The organism is Nocardia brasiliensis NBRC 14402 (assembly GCF_000308475.2).
Classification (GTDB): Bacteria; Actinomycetota; Actinomycetes; order Mycobacteriales; family Mycobacteriaceae; genus Nocardia; species Nocardia brasiliensis.
The window spans coordinates 44,422-67,303 of the sequence record NZ_BAFT02000036.1 but is presented as its reverse complement, the minus strand read 5'-3'; the positions used below and the strand labels follow the sequence as shown (position 1 = coordinate 67,303).

Sequence of the window (22,882 nt, the reverse complement as noted above, 5' to 3'; positions counted from 1 at the left end):
TTCAGCTCCCTCGATAGGTGGAAAAGGCGAACGGCGACAACAACAACGGGACGTGATAGTGCCGCGGCACAGTGACGGCGAAACTCACGCAGACCTCGGGGTAGAACGTCTCGACCTGCTGTGCGGCGAAGTAGGCGCCGGTGCCGAAGACCAGCCGATAGGTCCCCGCCGCCAACTCGCCACCCAGCCCGGCGATCCGGCCGTCGGCGTCGGTGCTGCCCGAATCCAGTTGCCCGGCATCGCCGTACAGGGTCACCGTGATACCGGCCGCGGGCGCGCCGCGCACCGCGTCCAGCACGTGGGTGCTCAGCGTGCTCATACCGCCGCCGTGAGCAGCCGGCGCAGCCGGAGTCGATTGATCTTCGCCAATTCTGTTCGCATGACCCGCCTTTCGGTCTCGGCATCGTTGTGCAGCCGGTTTTGCAGCAGCGCGAGCAGCTCGCTGCCGGTGCTGCCGCTCGCGCACACCAGGTACCGATAACCGAACCGCTGCTCGTAGGCCCGGTTACCCGCCGCGAGCGCCGCGTGCACCTCGTCCGGCGCGTCGGCCAACCCGGCCTGCTCCCGCGCCGAAGCCGCCGAATGCGGCCGCTCACCGATCCGCGGATGCCCGGCGAGCGCCCGATCGATCTCGGCTTCGGGCAGTCCGGCGAGCACGGTGTCGGCGGTATCGAGCACGGCGCCGACACTCGAGTATGGCCGTCCGGCGGCCAACGCGCGCGCCCATTGCGGCGAGGAGCAACAGGCAAGCAACGCCTCGATGGCGGCGTCCTGCGGCAGCGCGTCGAATCGAGCGAGGCCGTCCGCGTCGTCTGTCATCGGACCAGCATCGAATACGACCCGCCCGGGCGCCACCGGAAAGCGCCACCGGACGACCGGCGTGTCGCCGCGCGGAAACCGGGCGTTCCCGCCTCCGAGCAGCGCTCTTGCGGCACGCGCGGGCGACGGTTCCGAGATACCGTCGTGTCATGGCTCTACCCGATCGTCCGGTTCCCGCGCCCGGCTGCGCGGGCATCGTGCTCGCCGCGGGGGCCGGAACGCGCTACGGCAAGCCGAAAGCGCTGGCCGAGGGTGGGGCCTGGCTGCGCGCCGCGGTGGCCGCGCTCCGCGACGGGGGCTGCGATCCGGTGATCGTCGTACTCGGCGCCACCGGTCCCGATCCGGCGGCCGTGCACCTACCCGCCGAGATCGTCACCGTCTGGGCGGCGGACTGGGCCACCGGGCTCGGCGCCTCGGTCCGGGCCGGCCTGATCGCCGCCGCGCGCACCCCGGCGCGCTACGCCGCGATCATGCCCGTGGATACCCCCGATGTCGGTGCGGCGGTGATCGCCCGGGTCACCGCCGCGGCCTTCGCGGCGCCGAGCGGCCTCGCCCGTGCTGTGTTCCACAACACACCGGGGCATCCCGTTGTGCTCGCACACAACCACTGGACCTCGATATGTCAGGAGGCCGTAGGAGATTCGGGCGCGCGCACCTATTTGGCGGGCCGGGCAGATATGGTGTGCGTCACGTGCGACGATTTGGCGACGGGCGTCGATCATGACTACCCGGCCTCGTCCGCACGGTGATCGGAGCGAGCTCATGCGGGACATCGTCGATGACCTACTGCGGGTGTGGCATTCCGGGCGGACCGGAGGACTGGCCACCATCGTGCGCACGATGGGTTCTGCCCCGTTGCCGATCGGCTCGGCGATGCTGGTCGATCCGGAGGGCGGCGTCTACGGCGCGGTGACCGACGGTGGTCTGGAGGAGATCGCCTACGAGGCGGTACTACAGGCGGCGCGCACCGGCCGGCGCGCGATGCACCGCTACGGTGTGGCTACCGGTATCGCGGGCGGTGCGGACCGCGACGGCATGATGGACGTGTTCACCGAACCGTTCTCGCGCAGGGACTTTCCGGAGTTCCCGCTCGTCGCCGCCGAGATCAGGGCGCACCGGCGAATCACCGTCTTCACCGTGGTATGGAACTCCGATGCCGATCTCATCGGGCAGCATCTGGTCACCGACAAACGGCACAACACCGAACTGCTCGCGCTGCCGGATTCGGATGTGTTCGTCTCCTCGTTCGCGCCGCCGCCGCGCCTGATCATCTTCGGCGCCAACTCTTTTGCCGCGGCGCTGACCGTGCAGGCCAAGTTCCTCGGCTATCGCGTCACCATCTGCGATTCCCGGGAGACCTTCGCCCAGCCGGAGAAATTTCCCGGCGCCGAGGTGGTCGTGGACTGGCCGCACCGGTACCTGAACACGCTCGCGGCGGCGGGCGAAATCGACGGGGAGACAGGCATTGTCGTCACCTCACACGATCCGAAGTTCGAGATCCCGCTGCTGACCGTCGCGCTACGACTACCCCAGCTCGGCTATCTGGGCGCGATGGGCTCGCGCACCGTGCACACGCGACGCATGGAAGACCTGCGGGCGGGCGGCTTCGACGAAGCAACGCTCGCCCGTCTGCATTCTCCGGCCGGCCTCGACGTCGGGGCGCGCACCGCGCCCGAGATCGCCGTCGCCATCGCCGCCGAACTGCTCGCCGCCAGAACCGAACAGACGGGGCGGCATTCTCTGCACACCCCTAGCCAGTCCCCACCGCTGAAAACAGCGGTGGGGCTGGGTAGTTAGCCCGGGGCGTTCAGCCTTTCAAGCCGGGATCCTCCGCGAAGACCTCCCGCAGCACGGACAGATCGAACAGCTGATCGGCCTTGATATCGAGGTCGGCGAGCCGCAGCGCGGCGATGTTCTGCTCGATCAACTTGTCGGTCATGCTCAGTAGGCCGTTGGCCGCCGTGTCGGGCGAGACGACCAGATCGTTCTGTGCCACCGCCTCTTTCGTCTGCTCGTCGAGGTCGAGCTTCTGGTCCTTGCCGTACACCTCGACCGCGAGCCGGGCCGATTCGGCCGGGTTCGCCACCGCGTCCTTCCAGCCCTTGATCTCGGCGACCAGGAAGGCCTTGAGCTTGTCGCGCTCCTTGTCGATGGTCGCCTGCTTGACCGTGAGCGTCTCGGCCACCAGCGGCAGGTTGTAGTCGGCGAACAAGAAGTGCGTGTTCGCGAATCCCTTGGCGGTCAACGTGATCGGCTCGTTGGTCACGTAGCTGACCCAGCCGTCGACCTCGCCGTTGGCCAGCGGTGTCGGATCGAACTGCGCGGGCACGATGGTGACATCGCTGGGCTTCAGACCGTTGGCGGTCAGCAGCGCGTTGAAGATCAGCTGGTTGGTGTCCTGTACGCCGATCTTGCGGCCCTTCATGTCCGCGGGCGTCTTGATCGGCTTGGCCGCCGAGCTCACGATCGCGAAGGGGTTCTTCTGGTAGGTGGTCGCGATGATCTTCGCGGGCAGCCCCTCCAGGACCGCCTTGGCGGTGGTCTGCGGCGCGGACAGGCCGAGCCAGATCTTGCCGGTGTCGAGTCCGGCCTCGACCGAGGTGCTCGCCGCGCCGCCGGCGATCAGGTTGACCGAACCGAAGCCCGCCTCCTTGAAATAGCCCTTCGAGTCGGCGAAGTATTCACCGGCGAACTCGATGTTCTTCAGCCAGGACAGCTGCACCGCCACCGTGCCGTACTTGGAGCCGTCCGGGGTGGAACCGCCCGACGAGTCGGCGGCATTGTCGCCACAGGCGGTGAGCAGGCCCGCGCCGCCGAGTGCGGCGCCGGCCAGCGCGGAGTAGCGGAGCAGAGACCGTCGATTCAGTGCCGGCCCGAACGAGGAACGCTGTGCGGGTGTCATGCGGTGAATCTAGGTCGATCGCGTTTCATTTTCTTTGCTTTGACGTTCCGAGCACGGAATTTCGGGAATTTTGTCTCGTTCAGCGAACCGGTCGTTCAGGATCGTCCCGCGTCGGCGCCGAAGCGGGCGAGCACGAGATTCTCGATCACGCCGACGATGGCGTACAGCACCACCGAGACGATCGTGACGATCACGATCGAGGCCCACAGCTGGTTGTACTGGAACGTCGGAATGGCCCGGATCAGGCTGGCGCCCAACCCCGTTCCGCTGCCGAGCCACTCGCCGAGCAGCGCGCCGATCAGTGCGCCCGGCACCGAGATGCGGGCCGCGGCGAACACCGAGGGCAGCGCGGCGGGCACCGCGACCAGCCGCAGACCGGTCCACTTGGACCCGCCGTACGCGGCGACCAGATCCAGCGCTTGGCGCGGGGCGTTGCGCAGCCCCGCCATGATCATCACCAGCGCCGGGAAGAACACCACGATGGCGGTGAGCACGGTGACCCCGCCGAGCCCGCGCCCGAACACCAGCACGATGATCGGCGCGAGCACCACCAGCGGTACCGACCGCAGGATCATCGCCACCGGCAGGAAGGTCTGCTCCACCGCCGCGAACGACACGAACAGCGCGGCCACCACCACCGCGGCCAGCATGCCGAAGCCGAACCCGATCGCCGCGTCGCGCAGCGTGATCTGCAGGTCGTCCAGGATCGTCGCGCGGGCGCTGCTCGCGCCCGGCGAGGTCACCAGGTAGCGCCAGATGTCTTCGGGCGACTTCCCCACGCGGGGACCGACCTGCGGGAACGCCTTCAGGAAGACGTACCAGATCAGCAGCATCAGGATCAACGAGGTGACCAGCGGGAACAGGAACCGCCCGAGCCGCAGCAGTACTTTCATCGCGCCTCCTGCGCAGTCCACGGGGCGACCAGCCGCGCGCCGAGCGCGACCACCGCGTAGCCGAGCCCGGCCAGCGCGGCCGCGGCCAGCGCCATGCCCCAGGTGCGCGGCACGTTGTAGGCGGTCTGCGCGGCGGTCAGCGCGACGCCGATCCCGCTGTCGACACCGCCGAGATATTCGCCGATGATCGCGCCGAGCACCGCCGAGGGCGCGGCGATCTTCAACGCCGCGAAGGTATTCGGCAGCGCCGAGATCAACTGCACGCGATACAGCTGCTGCCAGCGGCCGCCGCCGTACGCGCGCACCAGATCCAGGCTGGTCCGATCGGCGGAACGCAGACCGGTCACGGTGCCGACCATGGTGGTGAAGAAGCAGTACATCGCCGCGAGGAACACCGTCGGCGTGCGACCGCCGAACACCACCAGGATGATCGGGCCCAGCGCGAGCAGCGGGGTGCAGTAGCTCAGGATCGCCAGCTGGGTGGCCAGCGATTCGATCTGCGGGATCAGCATGATCAGGATGGCCAGCGCGATGGCGAGCCCGTTGCCCCACACGAAACCCTGCAACGCGCCCAGCGCGGTGATCCGGAAGTTGGGTCCGTACAGTCCCCAGCCGTCGGTGTACATGGTGTGCACCACCGTCCACGGACTGGGCACCGTGCCGCCCGCGACGCCGAGTGCCGCGAGCAGCCACCACACGCCGATCAGCCCGGCCACGCCGAGCAGGCCACCGATCCGTTTCATGCCCGCCCTCCCCCGCCGTTCACGCGCCACCGCCGCCGGTGCTCGCGGCCCCGGCCGCGCTGCCGAGCGCCCCGCCCGTGCCGGACTTCCCGAACAGCAGCTCGGACAGGTAGTCGTGCAGCCGGTGGAATTCGGGCGTCCGCATCATCTCCGGCGTGCGCGGGCGCGGCAGATCGATCTCCACCAGTTCCAGCACCCGGCCGGGCCGCGGGCTCATCACGGCGACCACATCGGAGAGGAACACGGCCTCGGCGATGCCGTGCGTGACCATCAGCGTGGTGGCCGGCTTCTCCGTCCAGATCCGCAGCAGTTCCAGGTTGAGCCGCTGCCTGGTCATATCGTCGAGCGCGCCGAAGGGCTCGTCCAGCAGCAGCACGGTCGGCTTCACCACCAGCGCCCGGGCGATCGAAACACGTTGGCGCATACCGCCGGACAGCTGCGCGGGCTTGGCCTTCTCGAACCCGTCCAGCCCCACCAGCTGGATCAGGTCAGCGATCAGGCCCGGGTCCGGCTGCAAGCCCGCGACCTGCAGGGGCAGCTTGATATTCGACTCCACCGAACGCCACGGCAGCAGGGCCGAATCCTGGAAGGCGATGCCGAGTTCGTGCCGCCCCACCAGCTCGGCGGGAGTCTGACCGTCGATCAGGGTCTTGCCCGCGGTCGGCGTCTCCAAGCCGGCCAGGATGCGCAGCACCGTCGACTTGCCGCAGCCCGAGGGACCGAGCAACGACAGGAAGGTCCCCTGTTCGGTGTGCAGATCCACCGAATCCAGCGCCTGCACGGTCTTGCGGCCCACCCGGAAGGTCTTGGTCAACCCGCTGATGTGGATGCCGGTGCCCCCGGCGGTTTCGTTCGCGGCGGTCATGACCCGGCCCCGCCGATATTTCGTGTACTGCGCTCCCTCATGAAGGTCACCCTAGAAGGAGCCCGTTGCACGGACATTGCGAATCGCGACCCCAGATTTCGCAATCGTTACGCACAGCCGGGGCCGGACCCGAATTTTTCCGGTGCTCGGCCTTCCGACACCCGGCCGTCGAACACCCGGCTATCGAACGCTCAGCCCTCGAAGGTCGTTTCGTCGGCGCTGGTGACCGCGGCCGTGCGGCCCGGCGCCCGCTGGTACTGCCAGTACAGATTGGTGTGCGCGATGACCGCCTCGGGTGCGGGCGCGCCCCATTCGCTCTTGTCGAAGGTGGTGTGACCGTCGCCGACCAGGGTCACGTCGTAGCCGCGGGTGAACGCGCCGTGGATGGTGGAGCGCACACAGGCGTCGGTCTCCGCGCCGGTCACCACCAGCTTGCCGACCCCGGCCCGCGCCAGCAGCTCGTCCAGCTCGGTCTCCTCGAAGGAGTCACCGAAACGCTTGTGCACCAAGGCTTCCGACTCTTCCCGGACCAGTTCCGGCACGTATTCCCAGGCCTCGGTGCCCGGCACCAGGTCATCGGCGCTGTGCTGGATCCACACGACCGGCGCCCCGGCGGCGCGGGCCTTGCCGAGCACCGTGCCGATGTTGGCGAGGACGGCGTCGCGCCGATACGCCTCGGCCACTACGCCGTTCTGCACGTCGATCACCAGCAGGGCGGTGTTCGGCCGGTCCGGCAGCACGGTCATCTGGGTCCTCCGAGGGTCGAGCAGGTGCGCTGGCAACGACGCTCAGATTAGCCCGGACCACCGACGAACCGGGTTCAGTGCCGGGACAACCGCCCGAACACCACACCGGCCCAGCCGAATCCGCACGCGGCCAGCCCCAGGCACCAGGCGACGGCGAGCACGGCGTGATGCCCGGCGCCGGTGGCGTTCAGCAGTCCGCGCACGGTTTCCAGCACCGGCGTCGCCGGTTGGTACTCGGCGAAACCGCGCAACCAGTGCGGCATCGTCGCGGTCTGCACGAACGCGCTGCTGATGTAGGGAATGAACATGATCGCGTAGGTGAGCCCGCCCGCCGCCTCGGGATTCTTGGCGACCAGCCCGAGCGCCACCGCGATCCAGGAAATCGCCAGCACGAACAGGGTGATCACGCCGAACGCCGCGAGCCAGCCGCCGAGTCCCGCCTGCGGTCGATAGCCGAGGACGAGCGCCACGCCCACCGCGATCGCGATGGCCGCCAGATTCCGGACCACGCTCTCCGCGACATGTCCGGCGAGCACCGCCTGCCGGAACATCGGCAGCGTGCGGAAGCGGTCGATGCTGCCCCGCGTCATATCGGTGGACACGCTCGTCGCGGTGATCGAGGAACCGAATCCGGTGCACAGCAGCATGATTCCCGGCACGACGTAGTCCAGGTAGGGGCCGCCGACATCGATCGCCCCGCCGAACACATAGGTGAACAGCAGCATGACGAGCACCGGCATGAGCATCGAGATCACCAGCGTGTCCCGGCTGCGCAGGGTGTGCCGGGCGCAGCGCCGGAACATGACGACGGTGTCCGCCAGCACGTGGTTCGTCACCGGGCGGCAGCCTCGACCAGGTCCGCGGCGTAGGCGCTCGCTCCCTCGGTACGCAGGGTGCGCGCGAATTCCGCTGCCCGGGAACGGCGTTCGGGGGTGAGCAGCGCGGCCACGCCCTTTTCGAGGCGGTCCGTGGTGAGCTGGGTGAACTTCAGATGCGCACCGACACCGAGCCGTTCGACCTGGCCGCCCCACATCGGCTGCTCGAACGACACCGAGCACACCAGGGTGGGCAGGCCCGCGCGCAAGCTCTCGAACAGCGTTCCGATGCCGCCGTGATGCACGGCCGCGGCGCAGTGCGGGAACACCACGTCGTGCGCGAACGGGCCCACCACCTTCACCGCCGGACCGGCTTGCGCCGCCGCGACATCGAGGTCGCTCCAGCCCGCGCTCACCAGCGCGCGCACGCCGAGCCGGGCGGCGACCTCGGTGGCCATGGCGAGCACGGCGGCGGTATCCCGGATCGGCATGCTGCCGAACCCGAAGAACACCGGCGCCTCGCCCTGCTCGATCCAGGACAGGATGCTCGCGTGATCGCCCGCCAGGTCGCCGACCGCGGCCCTGGTCGCCTCGTCGAGGGTCAGGAAGCCGGTGAACGGCCTGCGCGCGCCCCACTCTTCCGGCAGCCCCGGCACCAGTGCGGGGTCGTAGATCTGTATCTCCGGAACCTGCGCGCGGTCCAGCACCGCGGCCGTACCGGCCCGCGACTTGGGCAGGCCGAGAGTCGTGCGCAGGTCGTTGAGGTAGCGCATGAACACCACGCGCCGCAGATTCTCGGCCAGCGCCCAGGTGGCCCGGTTGACCAGCGCGGGCGGATTCCAGTGCGGCGGAAGCGCACCCGGGAACGGATACACGCCGGTGCTGCGGCACGGGAAGTAATGCAGGCTCACCAGCGGCACCCCCATCGCCTCGGCGACCGAGCTCGCGCGGTCCTCGGTGACGGTGCTCGCGACGATCAGGTCCGCGCCCGCGCAGACGTCGATGACCTCCTGGTTCATCTGCTGGGCGTAGCCGGACATCTGCTTGGCCACCAGCTGCATGAGCCGCAGCGTGTTACCCGCAGCCAGTGCCCGCTGGCCCTCGTCCGAGCTGTAGAGCTGCTGCACGTCCGGGCCGCACGGCACCGCGGCGAGCCCGGCGTCGGTGACGAAGCCGGTCAGATTGGGCGGTGCGCCGAGCAGCACGTCGTGGCCGCGCCGGCGCAATTCGAGCCCGAGCGCCACCACCGGCTGGACGTCACCCCGGGTTCCGGTCAGTGGGATCGCGATTCTCAAGGGCGCTTCTTTCCGCGGGCGATGGGCAGTCGAGAGAACTATGGGCTCTACAGCAGAGCGTTCGCGTGGGTACCGTGCAATTGTGCACACTGCCGAGCCGACGGACTACCCACCCGAAATGGTGCTACCGCGTTCGCTGGCGGAAGTACCCACCGCGCCCGGTCGGCTACCGCTGGTCGGGCACGGACTGCGCGCCCTGCGTGACGCGCCCGGTTTCGTCACGTCGCTACCCGCGCTCGGGCCGATCGTGCGCATCTACTTCGGCAACCAGACCGGCTATCTGCTGACCACGCCGGACCTGGTCCGCGAGGCCGGGCTCGGCGACGGCGAACTCAACCGGGAAGACCTGCGCGAGGCGATCAAGGACATCGCGGGCGGCTCGGTGAACGTGCTGCGCGGCGCGGAACACAAGCTGCGCCGCCGCATGATCGCGCCCGCACTGCGGCAGAGCAGGCTCGCCGAGTACACGCGGGCGGCCGCCGACATCGCCGAGCGGTGGTCGGCCGGGCTGCCCGCGGGCGGGCGGGTGAACCTGATGAAAGAGGCGCACGGCCTGGTGCTGGACACCGTGTCCTCGACCCTGTTCACCGCCGAATTCAGCGACGCCGCGCGGCGCGAGATCCGGGACAACGTGCCGTGGCTGCTCAGCCAGGTCATCCTGCGCACCGCGCTGCCGCCGCAGCTGCGCCGGCTCCGCCTGCTCGCGAACTGGCGGTGGCGGCGCAAATCCCGGCACCTGCGGGGCGCGATCGGCGAGGTGGTGGCCGAATACCGCCGCCGCGACGAGGATTTCCACGATGTGGTGTCGGCGCTGATCCGGCACACCGACAGTGAGACCGGCGCACGACTGTCCGACGAGCACATCATCGATGAGGCCATCCTGATGCTGGCCGGCGGTGTCGGCTCGATGGCGTCGCTGACCGGGTGGCTGTGGCACGAGGTGATGCACCGGCCCGAGATCGCCGAGCGCCTGTACGCCGAACTCGACGCCGTGGTCGGCGCCGGTCCGGTGCGCGCCGAACACATCAACGCGCTGCCGTACCTGAAACAGGTTGTGGCAGAGGTACTCCGGTTCTGGGGTCCGTGGATCAGCGCGGGCACCGCGGATGGCGACATCACCATCGGCGGGCTCACCATCCCCGACGGCGCGGCAATCATGTTCAGCCCCTACATGGTTCAGCACGACAGCCGCTATTTCGCCGACCCGGACACCTTCGATCCCGATCGCTGGTCGCCCGAGCGCGCCGGCGATATCGACAAGAAGGCCAATCTGTCCTTCGGCGTCGGCAGGCGGCGCTGCCTCGGCGACCACTTCGCATTGCTGGAGATCACCTTGGCCTCGGCGGCGTTGCTCGCCCGCTGGCGGCCCGAGCCGGACCCGAAGTACCGGGTGCGCGCGTCGAACAACGATTTCGTGCTCTCGCCCTCGGCGCTCCCGGTCACATTGCATGCGCGCGGACCCCGGCCGTGATTCGAATCCGCGCGAGCCGATATCCGGGCCGTGGATGGGATCGGCCGTCGCGCTGGTTGTACGACAGGTGAACCCGCTCCTCACGTTGCTCGACGCCAAGCTGCACATCGCCGGCTCGGAGATCCTCTGGCGCGAAGTGATCGGCAACGGCTTCGGCCTCGCCTCCGCGATCGGCGGGATGCGGCGGCGGGTATGGGCGTGGCCGATCGGCATCACGGGGAACACGCTGCTGTTCACCGTGTTCGTCGGCGGAGTCTTCAACACCCCGCAGCACCTGAACATGGCGGGACAGGCCGGGCGGCAGCTGATGTTCATCGCGGTCAGCGTGTACGGCTGGTGGAGCTGGTATCGGCACGCCAAGATCGAGACCGGGCTGGAGCACCGCGGCGTCGACCCGCGCTGGGCGAGCAACCGGGAACGTCTGGTCCTGGTGGCGGCGATGTTCGTCGGCACCGCCGCGTTCGCGCAGCTGTTCGCCGCGATCGGCTCCTACGGTCCGTGGGCGGAGGCCTGGATCTTCACCGGATCGGTGCTGGCCACCTACGGCATGGCCCGCGGTCTCGCCGAGTTCTGGCTGATCTGGATCGCCGTCGACATCGTCGGCATCCCGCTGCTGGTGAAGGCGGGCTACTACCCCTCGGCCACCCTGTACTTCGTCTACGCGGGCTTCGTCGCCTGGGGTTTCGTCGTCTGGATGCGCAGCATGCGCCCCGCCGCCGCCCCGGCCGCCGTACCGGTGACATCGACACGCTGAAAATCCTCTCCCTCCTGGCGATGAATCGGCGCGGCGGCGCCGGTAAGTACTGGCGGACTCCGGCGTGGGCGTCCGCGCCGTCGCGCTGCCGGTAAGCCGCAGTCGCACCCTTTCCAACTTCTCGCACCCGTTTCCGCAGCGTGTTACGGGTGCGGGAAAACAGAAGGGGTGCGGCTGGTTTCAGTCCGCGCCGGCGGCGAGGATGACCGCGAAGGTTTCGGAGATGGTGGCCGTGCGCTCGAAGTGATATCCGCGGTCGGCGGCGTGGCCCGCGTAGAGATGCCAGGCCGACGCGGTGAGCAGGCGGGCGATGGTCTCCTGGTCGGGGCGTTCGGCGGCCGGCGTACCGATGTACTGGGTGACGATGCCCTCGACCAGCCCGACCACCCCGTACACCACCGGCCGATACTCGGCGACCTCGATGCCGAGCAGCGCGCTGCCCGCGGCGAACTTCTCCCACAGCGTTTCCGCGACCCGGTGCCTGCCGATGGTGAGGCTGGTCTCGCCCGCGGCGTGCCCGTGCACGGAACCGCTCTGGCCGTACTGATACAGCTTCGGATGCGCCGCCGCCCAGTGCACCACGGTGCGCATCGCCTCGAAGATGATCTGCTCGAGCGTCTTGGCCGGGTCGAGCACGAGCACCGCCTCGACCTCGGCCACGTATTTCTCGAGGATGTACGCACGCACCCGGGAGTCCAGATCGTCCCGGTTGTCGAACTGCCGGTAGACCACCGAGCGGGCCAGCCCGGCGCGCTCGGCGATCTGCTGGATGGAAACCTCGACGTGCAAATCGTTGTCCTCGAGCAGCGCCACGGCCGCCTCGAGGATCTGCGCCTGGCGGTTCGAGTTGTGCTCACGCCAGCGCTGTCCGCTCCCGCGCCTGCGATGGGTACGCATGCTGGCGGGCGGTTTCACCAGTCCGACTATACGGCGGTGTCCGCCCGCTCCAGTTCCGGCAGGAACCGCGGGCGCATGGGCAACGGGCCGTCGGGCCCGCCGGTGAACGAGTTCTGCCGCCGGATCCGCTTGTCCGACACCGCGTCGAACTCAAGGTGCTGGGCGAAGGTGGCGACCACCAGCGCGGCCTCCATATTCGCGAATCCCGAAGCGACACACATCCGTTTGCCCGCGCCGAACGGCATGGTCGCCCGTTTGTGTTCACGCTCCACGTTTTCCGGCAGGTACCGGCTCGGGTCGAATTCGTCCGGCCGGTCCCACACCCGGGTGCTGTGGTGCGCGCCGTGGATCAGGGTGATCACCGTGGTACCGGGCTTGATCAGGTAGCCGCCGAGTGCATCCTGCTCCTTCGCGGTGCGCGCCAGGCCGACGACGGGCGGCAGCAGTCGCATGGTCTCGGCGACGACGGCCTGGGTCCACGGCAGCCGGTCCAGATCGGCGGCGGTCGCCGGGCGTCCGCCCAGCACCGCGGTGACCTCGCCGCGTAGCCGGGCCCTGGCCTCGGGATGTTCGGACAGCAGCTGCCACACCCAGCTCAGCGCGGTCGCGGTGGTCTCCATACCCGCGCCGATGAACGTCATCAGCTCGTCGTGGATCTCCTGATCGGAGTATTTGTAACCGGTTTCCGGATCGGCCGCGTCGATCAACGCGGCGAGCAGATTGTCCTTGCGGTCGATCCGGCCGTTGCGGTGGTCGGCGATCAAACCGTCGACGACCTGCTCGGCGTGGCGCAGATCGCGCATGCTGCGCGGCTCGATCACCCAGCCCGCCGCCCGCATGATGCGCATCGGCAGCCGCGAGTTCCCGGCCTCGTTGCGATGCCTGCCGTGCCGGTGCAGCCAGGTCCCGACGGAATGGATCGGATAGCTGGCGTTGGTCATGAAGCCGCGACCGAAGAATCGCAGCAACCGGTACAGCGTGACCTCGGACATGGGCCCGGTGATATCGGTGCCGAACATCGTGCGTGACGTGATATCCAAAGTGAGCCGGTTCATTTCGGCGTTGACGTCGACGATGCCGTCGCCCTGCGCCAGCTCCCGGATCCTGGCCACCGCGTCGGCCGCGGCCTCGACCATCACCGGCGCGAAGCCGTCGACGTTGCGCTTGGCGAAGATCGGCTGCACCAGCCGTCGATTCCGTTGCCACAGCGCGTCGTTCAGGTCGGTGACCAGGCCGCGCCCGAACGCCACCGCGAGCATGTCGTAGTCGGGGCTCTTGGTGTAGTTGCTCTGGTTCGACACCAGAACGTGGCGAGCCAGTTCCGGGCTGCGCACCACGACGAACTTCTTGAAGGGCACCCGCGCGACGATCACGTCGTCTTCGCCCGGAAACGCGGTCACGTAGTCGAGCACCGTATGGTCGCGCACCCGCGGCAGGATGCCCAGCGACAGCTTGATCGACTCGCGCCAGCCGATCCGCGTGCGGTGCCACCGAATGAAGGTCGGCGCCCAGCGTGGCGGGTACAGCGTCTTGTCTGCGACGGAATCGGCGGTATCGACCTCGACCATAGCGGGCTCCCTGCGACTCACGTGGGACGTGTTGTCCCACTCACAGTAGTGAGACACAGCGACCCAGTCAACGGGCATCGGCCCTAATTCCACACCCGGCAGCCGAACAGCCGAACAGCCCGGCGCACGGGGTGCACCGGGCTGTTCGGCAGGGGATCGAAGGGGGTCACACCACGTCGACGCGCACTCCCGCCGAGCGGATCGCCGCGACCGCCATCGGATCGGCGTCGGTGTCGGTGACCAGCGCCTGCACCTGCTCGATGCTGCAGATCCGGGCCAGCGCGGTGCGTTCCAGTTTGTCCGCGGTGGCCACCACCATGACGTGGCGGGAACGGCGCACCATCTCGGTGGTCACGCCCGCCTCATCGATATGGCGGCACTGGGCGCCGCCCTCGGCGGAGATCGCGTTGACACCGAGGATCAGCTCGTCCAGCCGCAGTTCGGCGAGCGCGCGTTCGGCGAGCGGCCCGTGCAGTTCGTAGGACTCGCGGCGGGCGACGCCGCCGAGCACGACCGTGCGCATATGCGGGCGCAGCACCATCTCCCCCGCGATATTGAGCGCGTTGGTGACGATGGTCAGCTGCTCGTCACCGGTGATGCCCAGATCGGTGCGACCGGCCAAGGCCCGCGCCACCGCGGTGGTCGTGGTGCCGCCGTTCATCGCGATCACCGCGCGCGGATCCACCAGGGACGCAGCATGTTCGGCGATGCGCTGCTTGGCCTCGCCGCCGGTCTGGCGGTAGCGGGCGGGCAGGTCGTAAGCCACCGAGGTCGCGACCACACCGCCGTGCGTCCTGGTGGCCAGCTGTTGCTCGGCCAGCGCGGTGAAGTCACGGCGCACGGTCGCCGAGGACACGCCGAGTCGCTCGGCGGCCTCCTCCACCGAGAGCCGCCCGGATTCGGCGAGCAGTTCGAGCAGGCGGTTCCACCGTTGCGGGCGGTCGGTCGGTCCCGTCATCTCACACCGCCTCGCACGCGACCTGCAGTTTCACTTGGCACGCGGACAATCTGATCACAGGCACCCCGCCGACCGTAGAGATTCCGGCGCGGCGATGCCAAGCCGATCGCTCCGCGCCCGCCGCACCGATGGCTCAGCGCCCGCCGCGCCTACTACCCCGCGCCCGCCGCATCTACTACCCCGCGCCCGCCGCGCCTACTACTCAGCGACGCAGCTGTGACACCCCTGCCAGCGGCAGCGTGAGGAACGACGCTGCGTGCTCGGTGCGCTGGATGTCGTACACCCCGCCGAGCAGCGCCGGGTAGTCCTTCGGATTGACGATGTGCGTCGGCGCGTCACCGGTGGCGATCGTCACCTGCAAGCGATGGCCGGGCTGGAACACGTGGAAGGCCGGGCGCACCTTCACGTTGTACTCGGTCACCTCTCCCGGAACCACCGGCAGCAGTGACTCCCGGGTACCGGGGTGGAACGCGCCGAGTACGCTGCCGTCCGCGGTCCGCCAGGTGCGGTCCTCGTCCAGCGCCCGGAAGTTCCCGGCCAGTTGCCCGTCGGTGAGGGCGAAGACGGTGCCGTCCGGGGCGATGTCCTGCACGGTCACGCTGAACGCCGAGGCGGGCGTGTTCGAGGTGGCGAAGAGCGTGGCGCCGATCGGCCCGGCGAGCACGGTCGGTTCAGTGAACGGCTCGGTCGTGTACTGCGGATTGTCCAGCAGCCCAGGGATATCCGGGTGGGCGGGGAACTGCGCGCACGGATCGTCGATGCCGGCCAGCGTGGTCAGCAGCTCGTAGACGCCGGAGAAGTTGCGGGAGAACGAGGCATTGCAGATGGTGCCGCCATTGACCGGACTGAAGGTCACCCGGTCCGAACCCGCTTGGGCCGCAGGACGTTCCGATACCAGACGACCGCCATCCGCCAGATAGAGGTGCTGCGTGGGCGTTTCGCGCACGGGATAGGTGGCGCTCTCGATCACGTTGCCGTTGATATCGATCGCGTGCAGCGGCGTCGCGGTCTCATCGATGCCGTTGTGGTCGTTCTTCAGCCACCGATCGAACCAGGCCAGTTGGATGGCGTGCATATCGATGTCCGCGTTGCGCTGCACGCCCGGCTGGACGTGGAACCAAGGGCCGGTGAGCATTTGGAAACGGCCGCTGGACGGTGCGTCGGCGGGCATCGGGCCGTGGTGCGAGCGGCCCGCGTAGGCGTTCTGCAATCCGGCGAAGGTCCGCGGCGTGCCGTCCTGCAGCAGGTCGTACTGCCCGCCGACCAGGTAGGTCGGGATCCCGTTGGACCCGATCCGATCCAGCACGTTGTCGATCGCCCGGGCCTCCCAATACGGCCCGTTGTACGCCCGGTCCCCGTCGACCAGCGCGTTGAGCACCGACGGCCAGGTGCCCTCGGCGCGGAAGTGCGCGAGCAGGTGGTCGACGAAGACACTGGCCATCTTGCCGGGCTCGCGATACAACCCGAGGATCGGATCGAGCTGCGGCAGTAGGGTGATCGGGAATTGCAGCATCGAGGCGAGGAACGCGGTGTTGTAGAAGCCGTCGTGCTCGAGCAGGTCCTGGAACGCGTGATTGCCCGCCATCAGCGGGAACATCGCCTTGACCGGCGAATCCGGTTCCAGCACACCGGCCGCGAACAGTTCGCTCATGCCGAGGTAGGACAGTCCCCACAGCCCGACCTCGCCGGTCGAGCCGGGCAGCCCTGCGGCCCACTGGATCACGCGCTTGGCGTCTTCGCGCTCTTGCGGTTGCAGGATGCTCCACTGACCGTTGGACGAGCCGGTGCCGCGGATATCGACGACCACGCTGATGTAGCCCCGTTTGACGAAGTAGTCGCCGTAGCCCGCGGCATCGCTGATCTGCTTCGCGACGTCGATGACACTCGGCAGCGCGTGCTCCAGCAGCGGACCGAGTCCCTCATAGGACAGCAACCGCATGAGCCCGGCGCTGTCCTTCCCATAGGCCGACTGGGTCAACACGATCGGGAACGGCCCCGCCGCGGGCGCGCCCGACGCCTCCGTCGGGTAGCGGACGTCGGCCCGCAGCACGACACCGTCGGCCATCGGCAGTTCGACGTTCTTGTGCTCCCCGACGCCGTAACGCTCCGGCCCCGGATTCCACCCGTCGGGTAATCCGGTGCGGGCGTTCGCTTTCGGGAAGTCGGCGACCGACGGCGGGGCGGCGAGCGCGATCGGCGCGGCCATCGGCAGCGTTGCGGACGCGACGAGCACCCCCGCGGCGGTCGCGAGGCGGAGCAGATTCGTGGTGGTCCGCCGGACGGTCATCTTCATTGATCACCTACTGGATACGGAGCGGATCAGCGTCCGCTCATGCTGGTTTCGGCTGGACCACCGGCCCGGCCAGGTCTCTGCGCAGCAGCTTCCCGGTGCTGGTGCGCGGCAGTTCGTCGACGAACGTGACGTCACGCGGCACCTTGAACCGGGCCAGGTTCGCCTTCACGTACGCGCGGACCGCGTCCGCGTCCAGTTCCGGCCCGGGGTGGCGCACCACGAAAGCCGCCAGGCGCTGGCCGAATTCGTCGTCGGGCACGGCGACGATGGCGGCCTCGGCGATCGCCGGGTGCGCGTAGAGCAACTCCTCGACCTCGCCAGGAAAGACGTTCTCGCCGCCGGAGACGATCATGTCGTCGTCACGGCCGTCGATGAACAGCCGTCCGCCCGAATCCCAGTGCCCCACATCGCCGGAGGACAGCAGGCCGTCGACGATGTCCTTGTTGCCGCCGCCGGAGTAGCCATTGAACGACAGCATGCTCCGCACGTAGATCGTGCCGCGCCGGCCCGGCTCGGTGATCACCCGGCCGTCTTCGTCGTAGAGCCGGACCGTGCACGCGGTCGGCGGTCTACCCACCGTCCCGGACGCCGCCCGCCAGTCTGCGGGCGTGGCGATGGCGGCGACCCCCACCTCGGTCGAGCCGTAGAAGTTGTAGAGCACGTCGCCGAACGCCGCGGCGGCCGCATCGCCGAGCGCGGCGGGCAGGGCCGAGCCCGCGCTGAAAACGACACACAGACTGCTGGTGTCGTACCGCGCCAGCACTTCGGGCCCGAGGTCGAGGATCCGGCGCAGCATGGTCGGCACCAGCACCAGCACCTGCGCCCGATGGTCGGCGACGGCGGCCAGCGTGGCCGCCGCGTCGAATCGCCTGCGCAGCACGACCGTCGAGGCCAGCGACAACGCGAGAATGAACTGGTTCAGCGCGGTGCCGTGGAACAGGGGCGCGGCCAGCACCAGGGTTTGGTTGCGGCGCAACGGGATCCGCTCCAGCAGCGCGGCCGCCGCGAGTGGCGACCGGATCTGGCGCGGCACCCCCTTCGGCGTGCCGGTGGTGCCACCGGTGAGCAGCACGAAGCCACCCTGGCGCGGTGGTGGCGGCAATTCGGCGGTGTCGTTGGCCGCGATCAATGCGTCGACCGTCGCGACCTCCGCCGCGACACCCTCGTGCACCGCGAGGACCCGGTGCACCTCGCCGGGCAGCACCGCCAGCAGGTCGGCGAATTCAGCGTCGTAGACAACGGCATTCACGCCCTCGCGGGCCGCGACGTCGGCCAGCTGCGGACCGGCGAATCCGGTGTTCAGCAGCACCAGCCCGGCACCGATCTTGGCCGCGGCGAGCATGGTGTCCACCAGCTCGCGCCGATCCCGGCTCAACGCCGCCACCGTGTCCCCCGGACCGAGCCCGAGCGCGGTGAACCCGCGCGCCAGCGCGTTGCTGCGCGCCTCCAGTTCCCGATAGGTGAGCGGGCCCAGCTCGTCGATCAACGCGACCCGGTCGGGCTCGCGCTGGGCCGACATCCGCACCGGCCCGGCGATGCCGCCGTACTGCCGCACCGCTCGCGACGCGCGCAGCACACCGATCGGCGCGAGCAGATCGATCATTCCCGCACGCTGCAACACACCTACCGAATGCAGCTTGACCAGCAATGCACGTGCGGCATTTCCGATGGCGGACATGAACACTCCGTCCAGAGAATTGTCCGCCCCTCGACCGAGGGGCTCGCATCGACTGTAGGAGATTCAGCGAATTTCGGCAAGACGTCTTTTCAGATGGAATCTGCAATCGTTGCAGGCGCCGATTACACTGAATTCAACTCAGGTGTAGACGAGCCCCGCGTGCACGAGATACGCGATCTCGTCGCAGATCTCATCGAGCGTGACGACCGAATCCGGCTTGGTGCTGTGCACCAATTCCTGAGCCAGCGAGTTCACCGCTCCGATCACCGCGAGCCCGAAAAGGTCGAAACGCCGCGGCTTGGCCTCACCGCGTTCGACACCCCGCTCGGCCTCGCTGACCAGCAATGCCGACAGCAGGCGCCGCTGTTCGGTCCGCCATTCCTCCACCGCCGGGCTCACCCCGACCACTTCGACATAGCAGACCCGGGCCGAACGCTGATCCGCACAGGTCACCGCGAGATAAGCGCGGAAACCCTCGACCACCCTGGTCGAGAGCGGCTCGTTCTCCGTTTTCGCCAGCGATTCCAAGGCGCGCTCCACCGCGCGCGAGGTGATTCTATTGACCAGCGCGATCAGCAATGCCTCGCGACTGCCCATGTCCTCGTAGAAACTGCGCGTGGAAACGTTGGCGACCGCGCAGAGGCGTTCGATGGACGTGGCTGCGTAACCCTGTGTTCCGAATAATTCCAGGGCGGCGTCGATCAATCGGGTCTGCCGCTGGGCCACCCGTTGCTCCCGCGACAGCCCGCCGTAGCTGCGCCCGTCCTTCGCTTCCTCTTCCCGCCGTGCCACCGTTCGATGCTACCCGTTCGCCGCCGGTGATCCCGGCGCGGACATCGGTCCGCGCCGGTCGCGGCCTACTTGTGCGCGCCGATCGCGTGGCCGACGAGCGCCTGCGCCATGGGCGGCAGAATCTCCGACAGGGCCTGACCGAACTGCGGTTCGGGGATGGTGCTCACCGGGCTGGTGATCGAGCAGCCCGGCGGCGCGGCAACGCCGTTGAGCCGATCCTTCAGCCAATAGAACGCGCCGGGCAGATGCGACAGCACGCCGGAGAGATGCTCGGCCGCGAATTCCCGAACATAGGTCACGCTGGGCGCGCCTTCCGCGCAATATTTCTGCACGGTCGCGTCGGTACCCGCGATCGGAATGAGTTCGTCGTTCTGCGCGTGATAGAAGTAGATCGGCACGGTCGGCGTCCGCTGCCCGAGGGAATTGTCCGCGATGGCTTCCCGGATCTCGGGCAGCGTCAACGGATCTCCGCCCTGAAATGTGCCGAAATAGTTGAACCCGGGGAAGAGCGCGGCACCCTGCGGATGGCACAGCACCTTCTTGGACGCCATCACGAATTGGCCGAGCAGATCGACGCGTTCCCGCATCACCCGCTGCATTTCCGGGTATTCGGTGGAGATGCCGACGATCGCGGCGGAGATCAACCCGGCATAGACGCCGCCGTTGTTGTGACGTACCACCCCGGCATAGTCGCCCGCCGCGACACCGCCGGCGGCAATGCCGACGATATTGAGTTCCGGCGCATAGCTTTCCTTGATCTCCGGCACGAACGCCGAGGGGATCGTGCCGCCGGAGTAACCCCACAGCGCGACCGGCGTTTCCGGCCCGCTCAACTGCGCGGGTGCGAAATTCTCCGCCGCGCGAATACCGTCGAGCGTCGCCTGGGCATTCATCCGGGACGCACCGTAGGCCGAATTCGGGCCCTGGTAGTCGGGCATCGCGATCGTCCACCCCTGCCCGAGACCGGCGGCGATCGGGATCAGCGTCTCCGCCGCGTTCACGTAATCGACCGGGATGGCGCCGGATTGGGCCACATACGAGGGCGCGCAGTACTGCGCGACGCTGTCCTCGGCGATCTGATAGGACAGCAGCTTCGAGCCACCGGCCGGGGCGGGGCCACGCGGTTTCAGGACCGTGGTGACCGTCGCGATCGGCGCGCCGTGGCTGTTCGTGGTGCGGTAGAGCAGCTGCCACGCATCGACATTCAGCTGCAGGATGCCCATGAACGCGGGATAGATCGCCCGCGCGCGCAGGATCTCGCCGGGCTGCGCGGCCGCCACGTCACCGGCCGGCGGTCGATAGAAGTCGTCCAGCTCGGGCGGGAGGGTGAGCGCCGGGGCCGGCTCGACCCGCACCTGCTCCCCCGGTACCGCCTGCCCCGAGCCCGGACCCAGCCATGCCGCCATCAGCGCGATGACGCCGAGGGCGACGACGCGCCCACCATTGCGCACGCTCATCGAAGTGCCTTCCCGTTACCAACCGTGACCCATATTGGTCAGAGATATTTTCAGATAACGGGCCAGAAGTCCAGACTCAGACAGTGGTGCGGTTCACGACACGACAGCGGCGGGTGGCCCAGCGCACCACCCGCCGCGTCGGACTACTACTTGACGCTGCCCGCGGTCAGACCGGCCACCAGGCGCTTCTCGATCAGCGCGAACAGGATGACGACCGGGATGATGCCCACGGTGGAAATAGCGAAGACGTATTGCCAGGACGTGTCGTACTGCCCGACGAACTTGGTCAGCGCGACCGAGAGCGGCTGATTCTCCGGCGTGGTCAGCACCACCAGGCTGGCGGCGAATTCGTTCCAGCAGGAGACCACGACGAAGATCGTCGCGGTGACGATGCCGGGCCACACCAGCGGCAGGCTCACCCGGACCAGGGTCTGCCAGCGGCTCAGCCCGTCCAGCTGCGCGGCCTCCTCGATCTCCACCGGGATGGCGGCGAAGAAGCTGTGCAGGATCCAGACCGCGAACGAGAGGTTGAACGCGGCGTTCACCAGGATCATCGCCAGGAAGGTGTCGTTGATGCCGACCGCGAAGAACTCCCGGATCAGACCGGTCACCAGCACCGTCGGCTGCAACATCTGGGTCACCAGCACCAGGCCGAGGAACACCGCACGACCCGGAAACTTGTGCCGCGCCGTGTAATACGCGGCCGGAATGGCGACCAGCAGCACCAGCACCGTGGCGAACACCGAGATGATGACGGTGCTCATCATGTTGTACGGCAGCGGCGTCTCCGGCGTGTCCCACATGGTGGCGTAGTTGTCCGGATGCCACGACTCGGGCAGGTAGGTCGGTGGGATGCGCAGGATTTCGGCGCGATTCTTCAACGAGCCGAGCACCATCACGATGAACGGCAGCAGGAACAGCGCCGCGATCACCACGCCGACCGCGGTCAGTTCCCACCGGCGTCGCTTCGCCCGGACCTTCGGCCGCTCGGCCGGCTCGGCCACCGCGGCTGCGCCCGTGACCTTTTCGATCTGCGTCACCTCGGCGTCGGCGGTCATCCGTCCACCTCCTGGGTAGGCCGGATCACCTTCACGTAGATCGCGATGATCACGATGATCAGGACGAAATTCAGCACGCTCATCGCCGCGGCGGTGTCGACCTGCTGATTCTGCCGAATCAGCTTGAACATCAACGTGGTTGTGGTGTCCGCCTGGAAGCCCGCGATACTGCCGGTGATCACCTGCAGGATCGGCAACGAGTTGAACGAGTTGATGATGTTGATGATGGTCGCGACGGCGATCGCCGGACGCAGCTGCGGCAGAATGAGATACCGGTAGCGCTGCCACGCGCCCGCGCCGTCGACCCGGCCCGCCTCACTGATCTCGGCCGGAATCGACTGCAGCCCGGCCAGAATCGTGTAGGTGGTGAACGGGATCGAGACGAACACCGCCACGCCGATCGCGACCAGGAACGCGGGCGTCGGCTGCTTGGTGAAGCCGTAGCCACGATCCAGCAGGCCGATATCGACCAGGAACCGGTTCGCGATGCCGACGTCGGGATCGAGCATGTAGTAGAAGATCGTCGTCGTCATCACCACGGACGCGGCCCACGGCACCAGCACCGCCATCCGCACCGCGGTGCGGCCGGGGAAGTCCTTGCTCAGGAACTGGGCCAGCCCCGCCGAGATCACCAGCGTGATCAGGACGACGGCGACGACCCAGAGCACCGTGTGCAGCAGCACCGAGCCGAGCTCGGAGATCCCGAACAGGGTGCGGAAGTTCTCCAGGCCGGCCGCGCCGCGATCCTGGCCGTAGGCGCTCAGATCCCTGGTACTGGTCCACACCATGTAGCAGGCGGGGAAGGCGACGATAGCCGCGATCAGAACCAGCGAGGGTCCGATCCACGGTATCGCCGCCAGAGTTCCTTTCCGCCGCAC

22 protein-coding genes are annotated in these 22,882 nt (G+C 68.4%); 4 read left to right on the top strand and 18 right to left on the bottom strand.

Annotated features, from left to right (window positions below; genetic code table 11):
* Position 1: 1 nt before the first annotated feature.
* Both uraH and uraD read right to left on the bottom strand, forming a co-directional pair.
* Complete coding sequence (uraH, locus tag TY25_RS10930) at positions 2-319, bottom strand: hydroxyisourate hydrolase (protein ID WP_042255805.1); 318 nt, start codon at positions 317-319, stop codon at positions 2-4.
* Positions 316-819, bottom strand: coding sequence for a 2-oxo-4-hydroxy-4-carboxy-5-ureidoimidazoline decarboxylase (uraD, locus tag TY25_RS10925; protein WP_042255804.1), 504 nt, complete (start codon positions 817-819; stop codon positions 316-318). The genes uraH and uraD overlap by 4 nt, the downstream gene beginning before the upstream one ends.
* Before the next feature lie 149 nt (positions 820-968).
* Between uraD and TY25_RS10920 the strand changes: the two genes are divergently transcribed.
* Together TY25_RS10920 and TY25_RS10915 are read left to right on the top strand one after the other, a co-directional pair.
* Positions 969-1,568, top strand: a complete 600-nt coding sequence (locus tag TY25_RS10920) for a nucleotidyltransferase family protein (RefSeq protein WP_042255803.1) — start codon at positions 969-971, stop codon at positions 1,566-1,568.
* 13 nt (positions 1,569-1,581) lie between these two features.
* Entirely contained in the window at positions 1,582-2,616 is a 1,035-nt protein-coding gene (locus TY25_RS10915; RefSeq protein WP_042255802.1) for an XdhC family protein, read from the top strand.
* 10 nt (positions 2,617-2,626) lie between these two features.
* Here TY25_RS10915 and TY25_RS10910 read toward each other — a convergent pair whose 3' ends face one another.
* The 7 genes from TY25_RS10910 to TY25_RS10880 form a co-directional block, all read right to left on the bottom strand.
* A complete protein-coding gene (locus TY25_RS10910; protein WP_042255801.1) occupies positions 2,627-3,721 on the bottom strand; it encodes an ABC transporter substrate-binding protein in 1,095 nt (364 codons plus the stop codon).
* 95 nt (positions 3,722-3,816) lie between these two features.
* The gene (locus tag TY25_RS10905) at positions 3,817-4,614 is read right to left on the bottom strand and encodes an ABC transporter permease (protein WP_042255800.1); all 798 of its coding nucleotides are present in this window, start codon (positions 4,612-4,614) and stop codon (positions 3,817-3,819) included.
* The gene (locus TY25_RS10900) at positions 4,611-5,357 is read right to left on the bottom strand and encodes an ABC transporter permease (RefSeq protein ID WP_088607102.1); all 747 of its coding nucleotides are present in this window, start codon (positions 5,355-5,357) and stop codon (positions 4,611-4,613) included. The genes TY25_RS10905 and TY25_RS10900 overlap by 4 nt, the downstream gene beginning before the upstream one ends.
* Before the next feature lie 19 nt (positions 5,358-5,376).
* Positions 5,377-6,222 (bottom strand): ABC transporter ATP-binding protein, encoded by an 846-nt coding sequence (locus tag TY25_RS10895; RefSeq protein WP_042255798.1) that lies wholly within the window; start codon positions 6,220-6,222, stop codon positions 5,377-5,379.
* 191 nt (positions 6,223-6,413) lie between these two features.
* Positions 6,414-6,968, bottom strand: a complete 555-nt coding sequence (locus tag TY25_RS10890) for a cysteine hydrolase family protein (RefSeq protein WP_042255797.1) — start codon at positions 6,966-6,968, stop codon at positions 6,414-6,416.
* 74 nt (positions 6,969-7,042) lie between these two features.
* Complete coding sequence (locus TY25_RS10885; protein WP_042255796.1) at positions 7,043-7,804, bottom strand: ABC transporter permease; 762 nt, start codon at positions 7,802-7,804, stop codon at positions 7,043-7,045.
* Positions 7,801-9,078 carry a glycosyltransferase gene (locus TY25_RS10880; RefSeq protein WP_042255795.1) on the bottom strand — a complete coding sequence of 426 codons (1,278 nt, stop codon included), beginning with the start codon at positions 9,076-9,078 and terminating at the stop codon, positions 7,801-7,803. The genes TY25_RS10885 and TY25_RS10880 overlap by 4 nt, the downstream gene beginning before the upstream one ends.
* Before the next feature lie 82 nt (positions 9,079-9,160).
* Between TY25_RS10880 and TY25_RS10875 the strand changes: the two genes are divergently transcribed.
* Positions 9,161-10,549: a cytochrome P450 gene (locus TY25_RS10875; RefSeq protein WP_162184197.1), complete on the top strand. Its 1,389-nt coding sequence runs from the start codon at positions 9,161-9,163 to the stop codon at positions 10,547-10,549.
* A 67-nt stretch (positions 10,550-10,616) separates the two neighbouring features.
* A complete protein-coding gene (gene pnuC, locus TY25_RS10870) occupies positions 10,617-11,303 on the top strand; it encodes a nicotinamide riboside transporter PnuC (RefSeq protein ID WP_042255826.1) in 687 nt (228 codons plus the stop codon).
* Between the two features lie 180 nt (positions 11,304-11,483).
* On the opposite strand, the gene TY25_RS10865 is transcribed toward pnuC, so the two are convergent.
* From TY25_RS10865 to TY25_RS10825, 9 genes are all read right to left on the bottom strand, one after another.
* Positions 11,484-12,218: a TetR/AcrR family transcriptional regulator gene (locus TY25_RS10865; RefSeq protein WP_042255794.1), complete on the bottom strand. Its 735-nt coding sequence runs from the start codon at positions 12,216-12,218 to the stop codon at positions 11,484-11,486.
* An 8-nt stretch (positions 12,219-12,226) separates the two neighbouring features.
* Entirely contained in the window at positions 12,227-13,768 is a 1,542-nt protein-coding gene (locus tag TY25_RS10860) for a cytochrome P450 (RefSeq protein WP_042255793.1), read from the bottom strand.
* Between the two features lie 166 nt (positions 13,769-13,934).
* Positions 13,935-14,726 carry a DeoR/GlpR family DNA-binding transcription regulator gene (locus tag TY25_RS10855; protein WP_029899687.1) on the bottom strand — a complete coding sequence of 264 codons (792 nt, stop codon included), beginning with the start codon at positions 14,724-14,726 and terminating at the stop codon, positions 13,935-13,937.
* A 202-nt stretch (positions 14,727-14,928) separates the two neighbouring features.
* Positions 14,929-17,019: a CocE/NonD family hydrolase gene (locus TY25_RS10850; protein ID WP_042255792.1), complete on the bottom strand. Its 2,091-nt coding sequence runs from the start codon at positions 17,017-17,019 to the stop codon at positions 14,929-14,931.
* Positions 17,020-17,056: 37 nt separating this feature from the next.
* Positions 17,057-18,697, bottom strand: coding sequence for an AMP-binding protein (locus TY25_RS10845; protein ID WP_042255825.1), 1,641 nt, complete (start codon positions 18,695-18,697; stop codon positions 17,057-17,059).
* A 138-nt stretch (positions 18,698-18,835) separates the two neighbouring features.
* Positions 18,836-19,489, bottom strand: a complete 654-nt coding sequence (locus TY25_RS10840) for a TetR/AcrR family transcriptional regulator (RefSeq protein WP_014988662.1) — start codon at positions 19,487-19,489, stop codon at positions 18,836-18,838.
* A 65-nt stretch (positions 19,490-19,554) separates the two neighbouring features.
* On the bottom strand, positions 19,555-20,946 hold the full coding sequence (locus TY25_RS10835) for a lipase family protein (RefSeq protein ID WP_081868801.1): 1,392 nt from the start codon (positions 20,944-20,946) through the stop codon (positions 19,555-19,557).
* 146 nt (positions 20,947-21,092) lie between these two features.
* Positions 21,093-22,004, bottom strand: a complete 912-nt coding sequence (locus tag TY25_RS10830; protein WP_172595723.1) for a carbohydrate ABC transporter permease — start codon at positions 22,002-22,004, stop codon at positions 21,093-21,095.
* Positions 22,001-22,882: a carbohydrate ABC transporter permease gene (locus TY25_RS10825; protein WP_014988665.1), complete on the bottom strand. Its 882-nt coding sequence runs from the start codon at positions 22,880-22,882 to the stop codon at positions 22,001-22,003. Before TY25_RS10825 ends, TY25_RS10830 begins: the two co-directional genes overlap by 4 nt.

Coding starts and splice junctions, on each gene's coding strand:
- uraH (WP_042255805.1), bottom strand. CDS start 319: ATGAGCACGCTGAGCACCCACGTGCTGGACGCGGTGCGCGGCGCGCCC.
- uraD (WP_042255804.1), bottom strand. CDS start 819: ATGACAGACGACGCGGACGGCCTCGCTCGATTCGACGCGCTGCCGCAG.
- TY25_RS10920 (WP_042255803.1), top strand. CDS start 969: ATGGCTCTACCCGATCGTCCGGTTCCCGCGCCCGGCTGCGCGGGCATC.
- TY25_RS10915 (WP_042255802.1), top strand. CDS start 1,582: ATGCGGGACATCGTCGATGACCTACTGCGGGTGTGGCATTCCGGGCGG.
- TY25_RS10910 (WP_042255801.1), bottom strand. CDS start 3,721: ATGACACCCGCACAGCGTTCCTCGTTCGGGCCGGCACTGAATCGACGG.
- TY25_RS10905 (WP_042255800.1), bottom strand. CDS start 4,614: ATGAAAGTACTGCTGCGGCTCGGGCGGTTCCTGTTCCCGCTGGTCACC.
- TY25_RS10900 (WP_088607102.1), bottom strand. CDS start 5,357: ATGAAACGGATCGGTGGCCTGCTCGGCGTGGCCGGGCTGATCGGCGTG.
- TY25_RS10895 (WP_042255798.1), bottom strand. CDS start 6,222: ATGACCGCCGCGAACGAAACCGCCGGGGGCACCGGCATCCACATCAGC.
- TY25_RS10890 (WP_042255797.1), bottom strand. CDS start 6,968: ATGACCGTGCTGCCGGACCGGCCGAACACCGCCCTGCTGGTGATCGAC.
- TY25_RS10860 (WP_042255793.1), bottom strand. CDS start 13,768: ATGGTCGAGGTCGATACCGCCGATTCCGTCGCAGACAAGACGCTGTAC.
- TY25_RS10855 (WP_029899687.1), bottom strand. CDS start 14,726: ATGACGGGACCGACCGACCGCCCGCAACGGTGGAACCGCCTGCTCGAA.
- TY25_RS10850 (WP_042255792.1), bottom strand. CDS start 17,019: ATGAAGATGACCGTCCGGCGGACCACCACGAATCTGCTCCGCCTCGCG.
- TY25_RS10845 (WP_042255825.1), bottom strand. CDS start 18,697: ATGTCCGCCATCGGAAATGCCGCACGTGCATTGCTGGTCAAGCTGCAT.
- TY25_RS10835 (WP_081868801.1), bottom strand. CDS start 20,946: ATGAGCGTGCGCAATGGTGGGCGCGTCGTCGCCCTCGGCGTCATCGCG.
- TY25_RS10830 (WP_172595723.1), bottom strand. CDS start 22,004: ATGACCGCCGACGCCGAGGTGACGCAGATCGAAAAGGTCACGGGCGCA.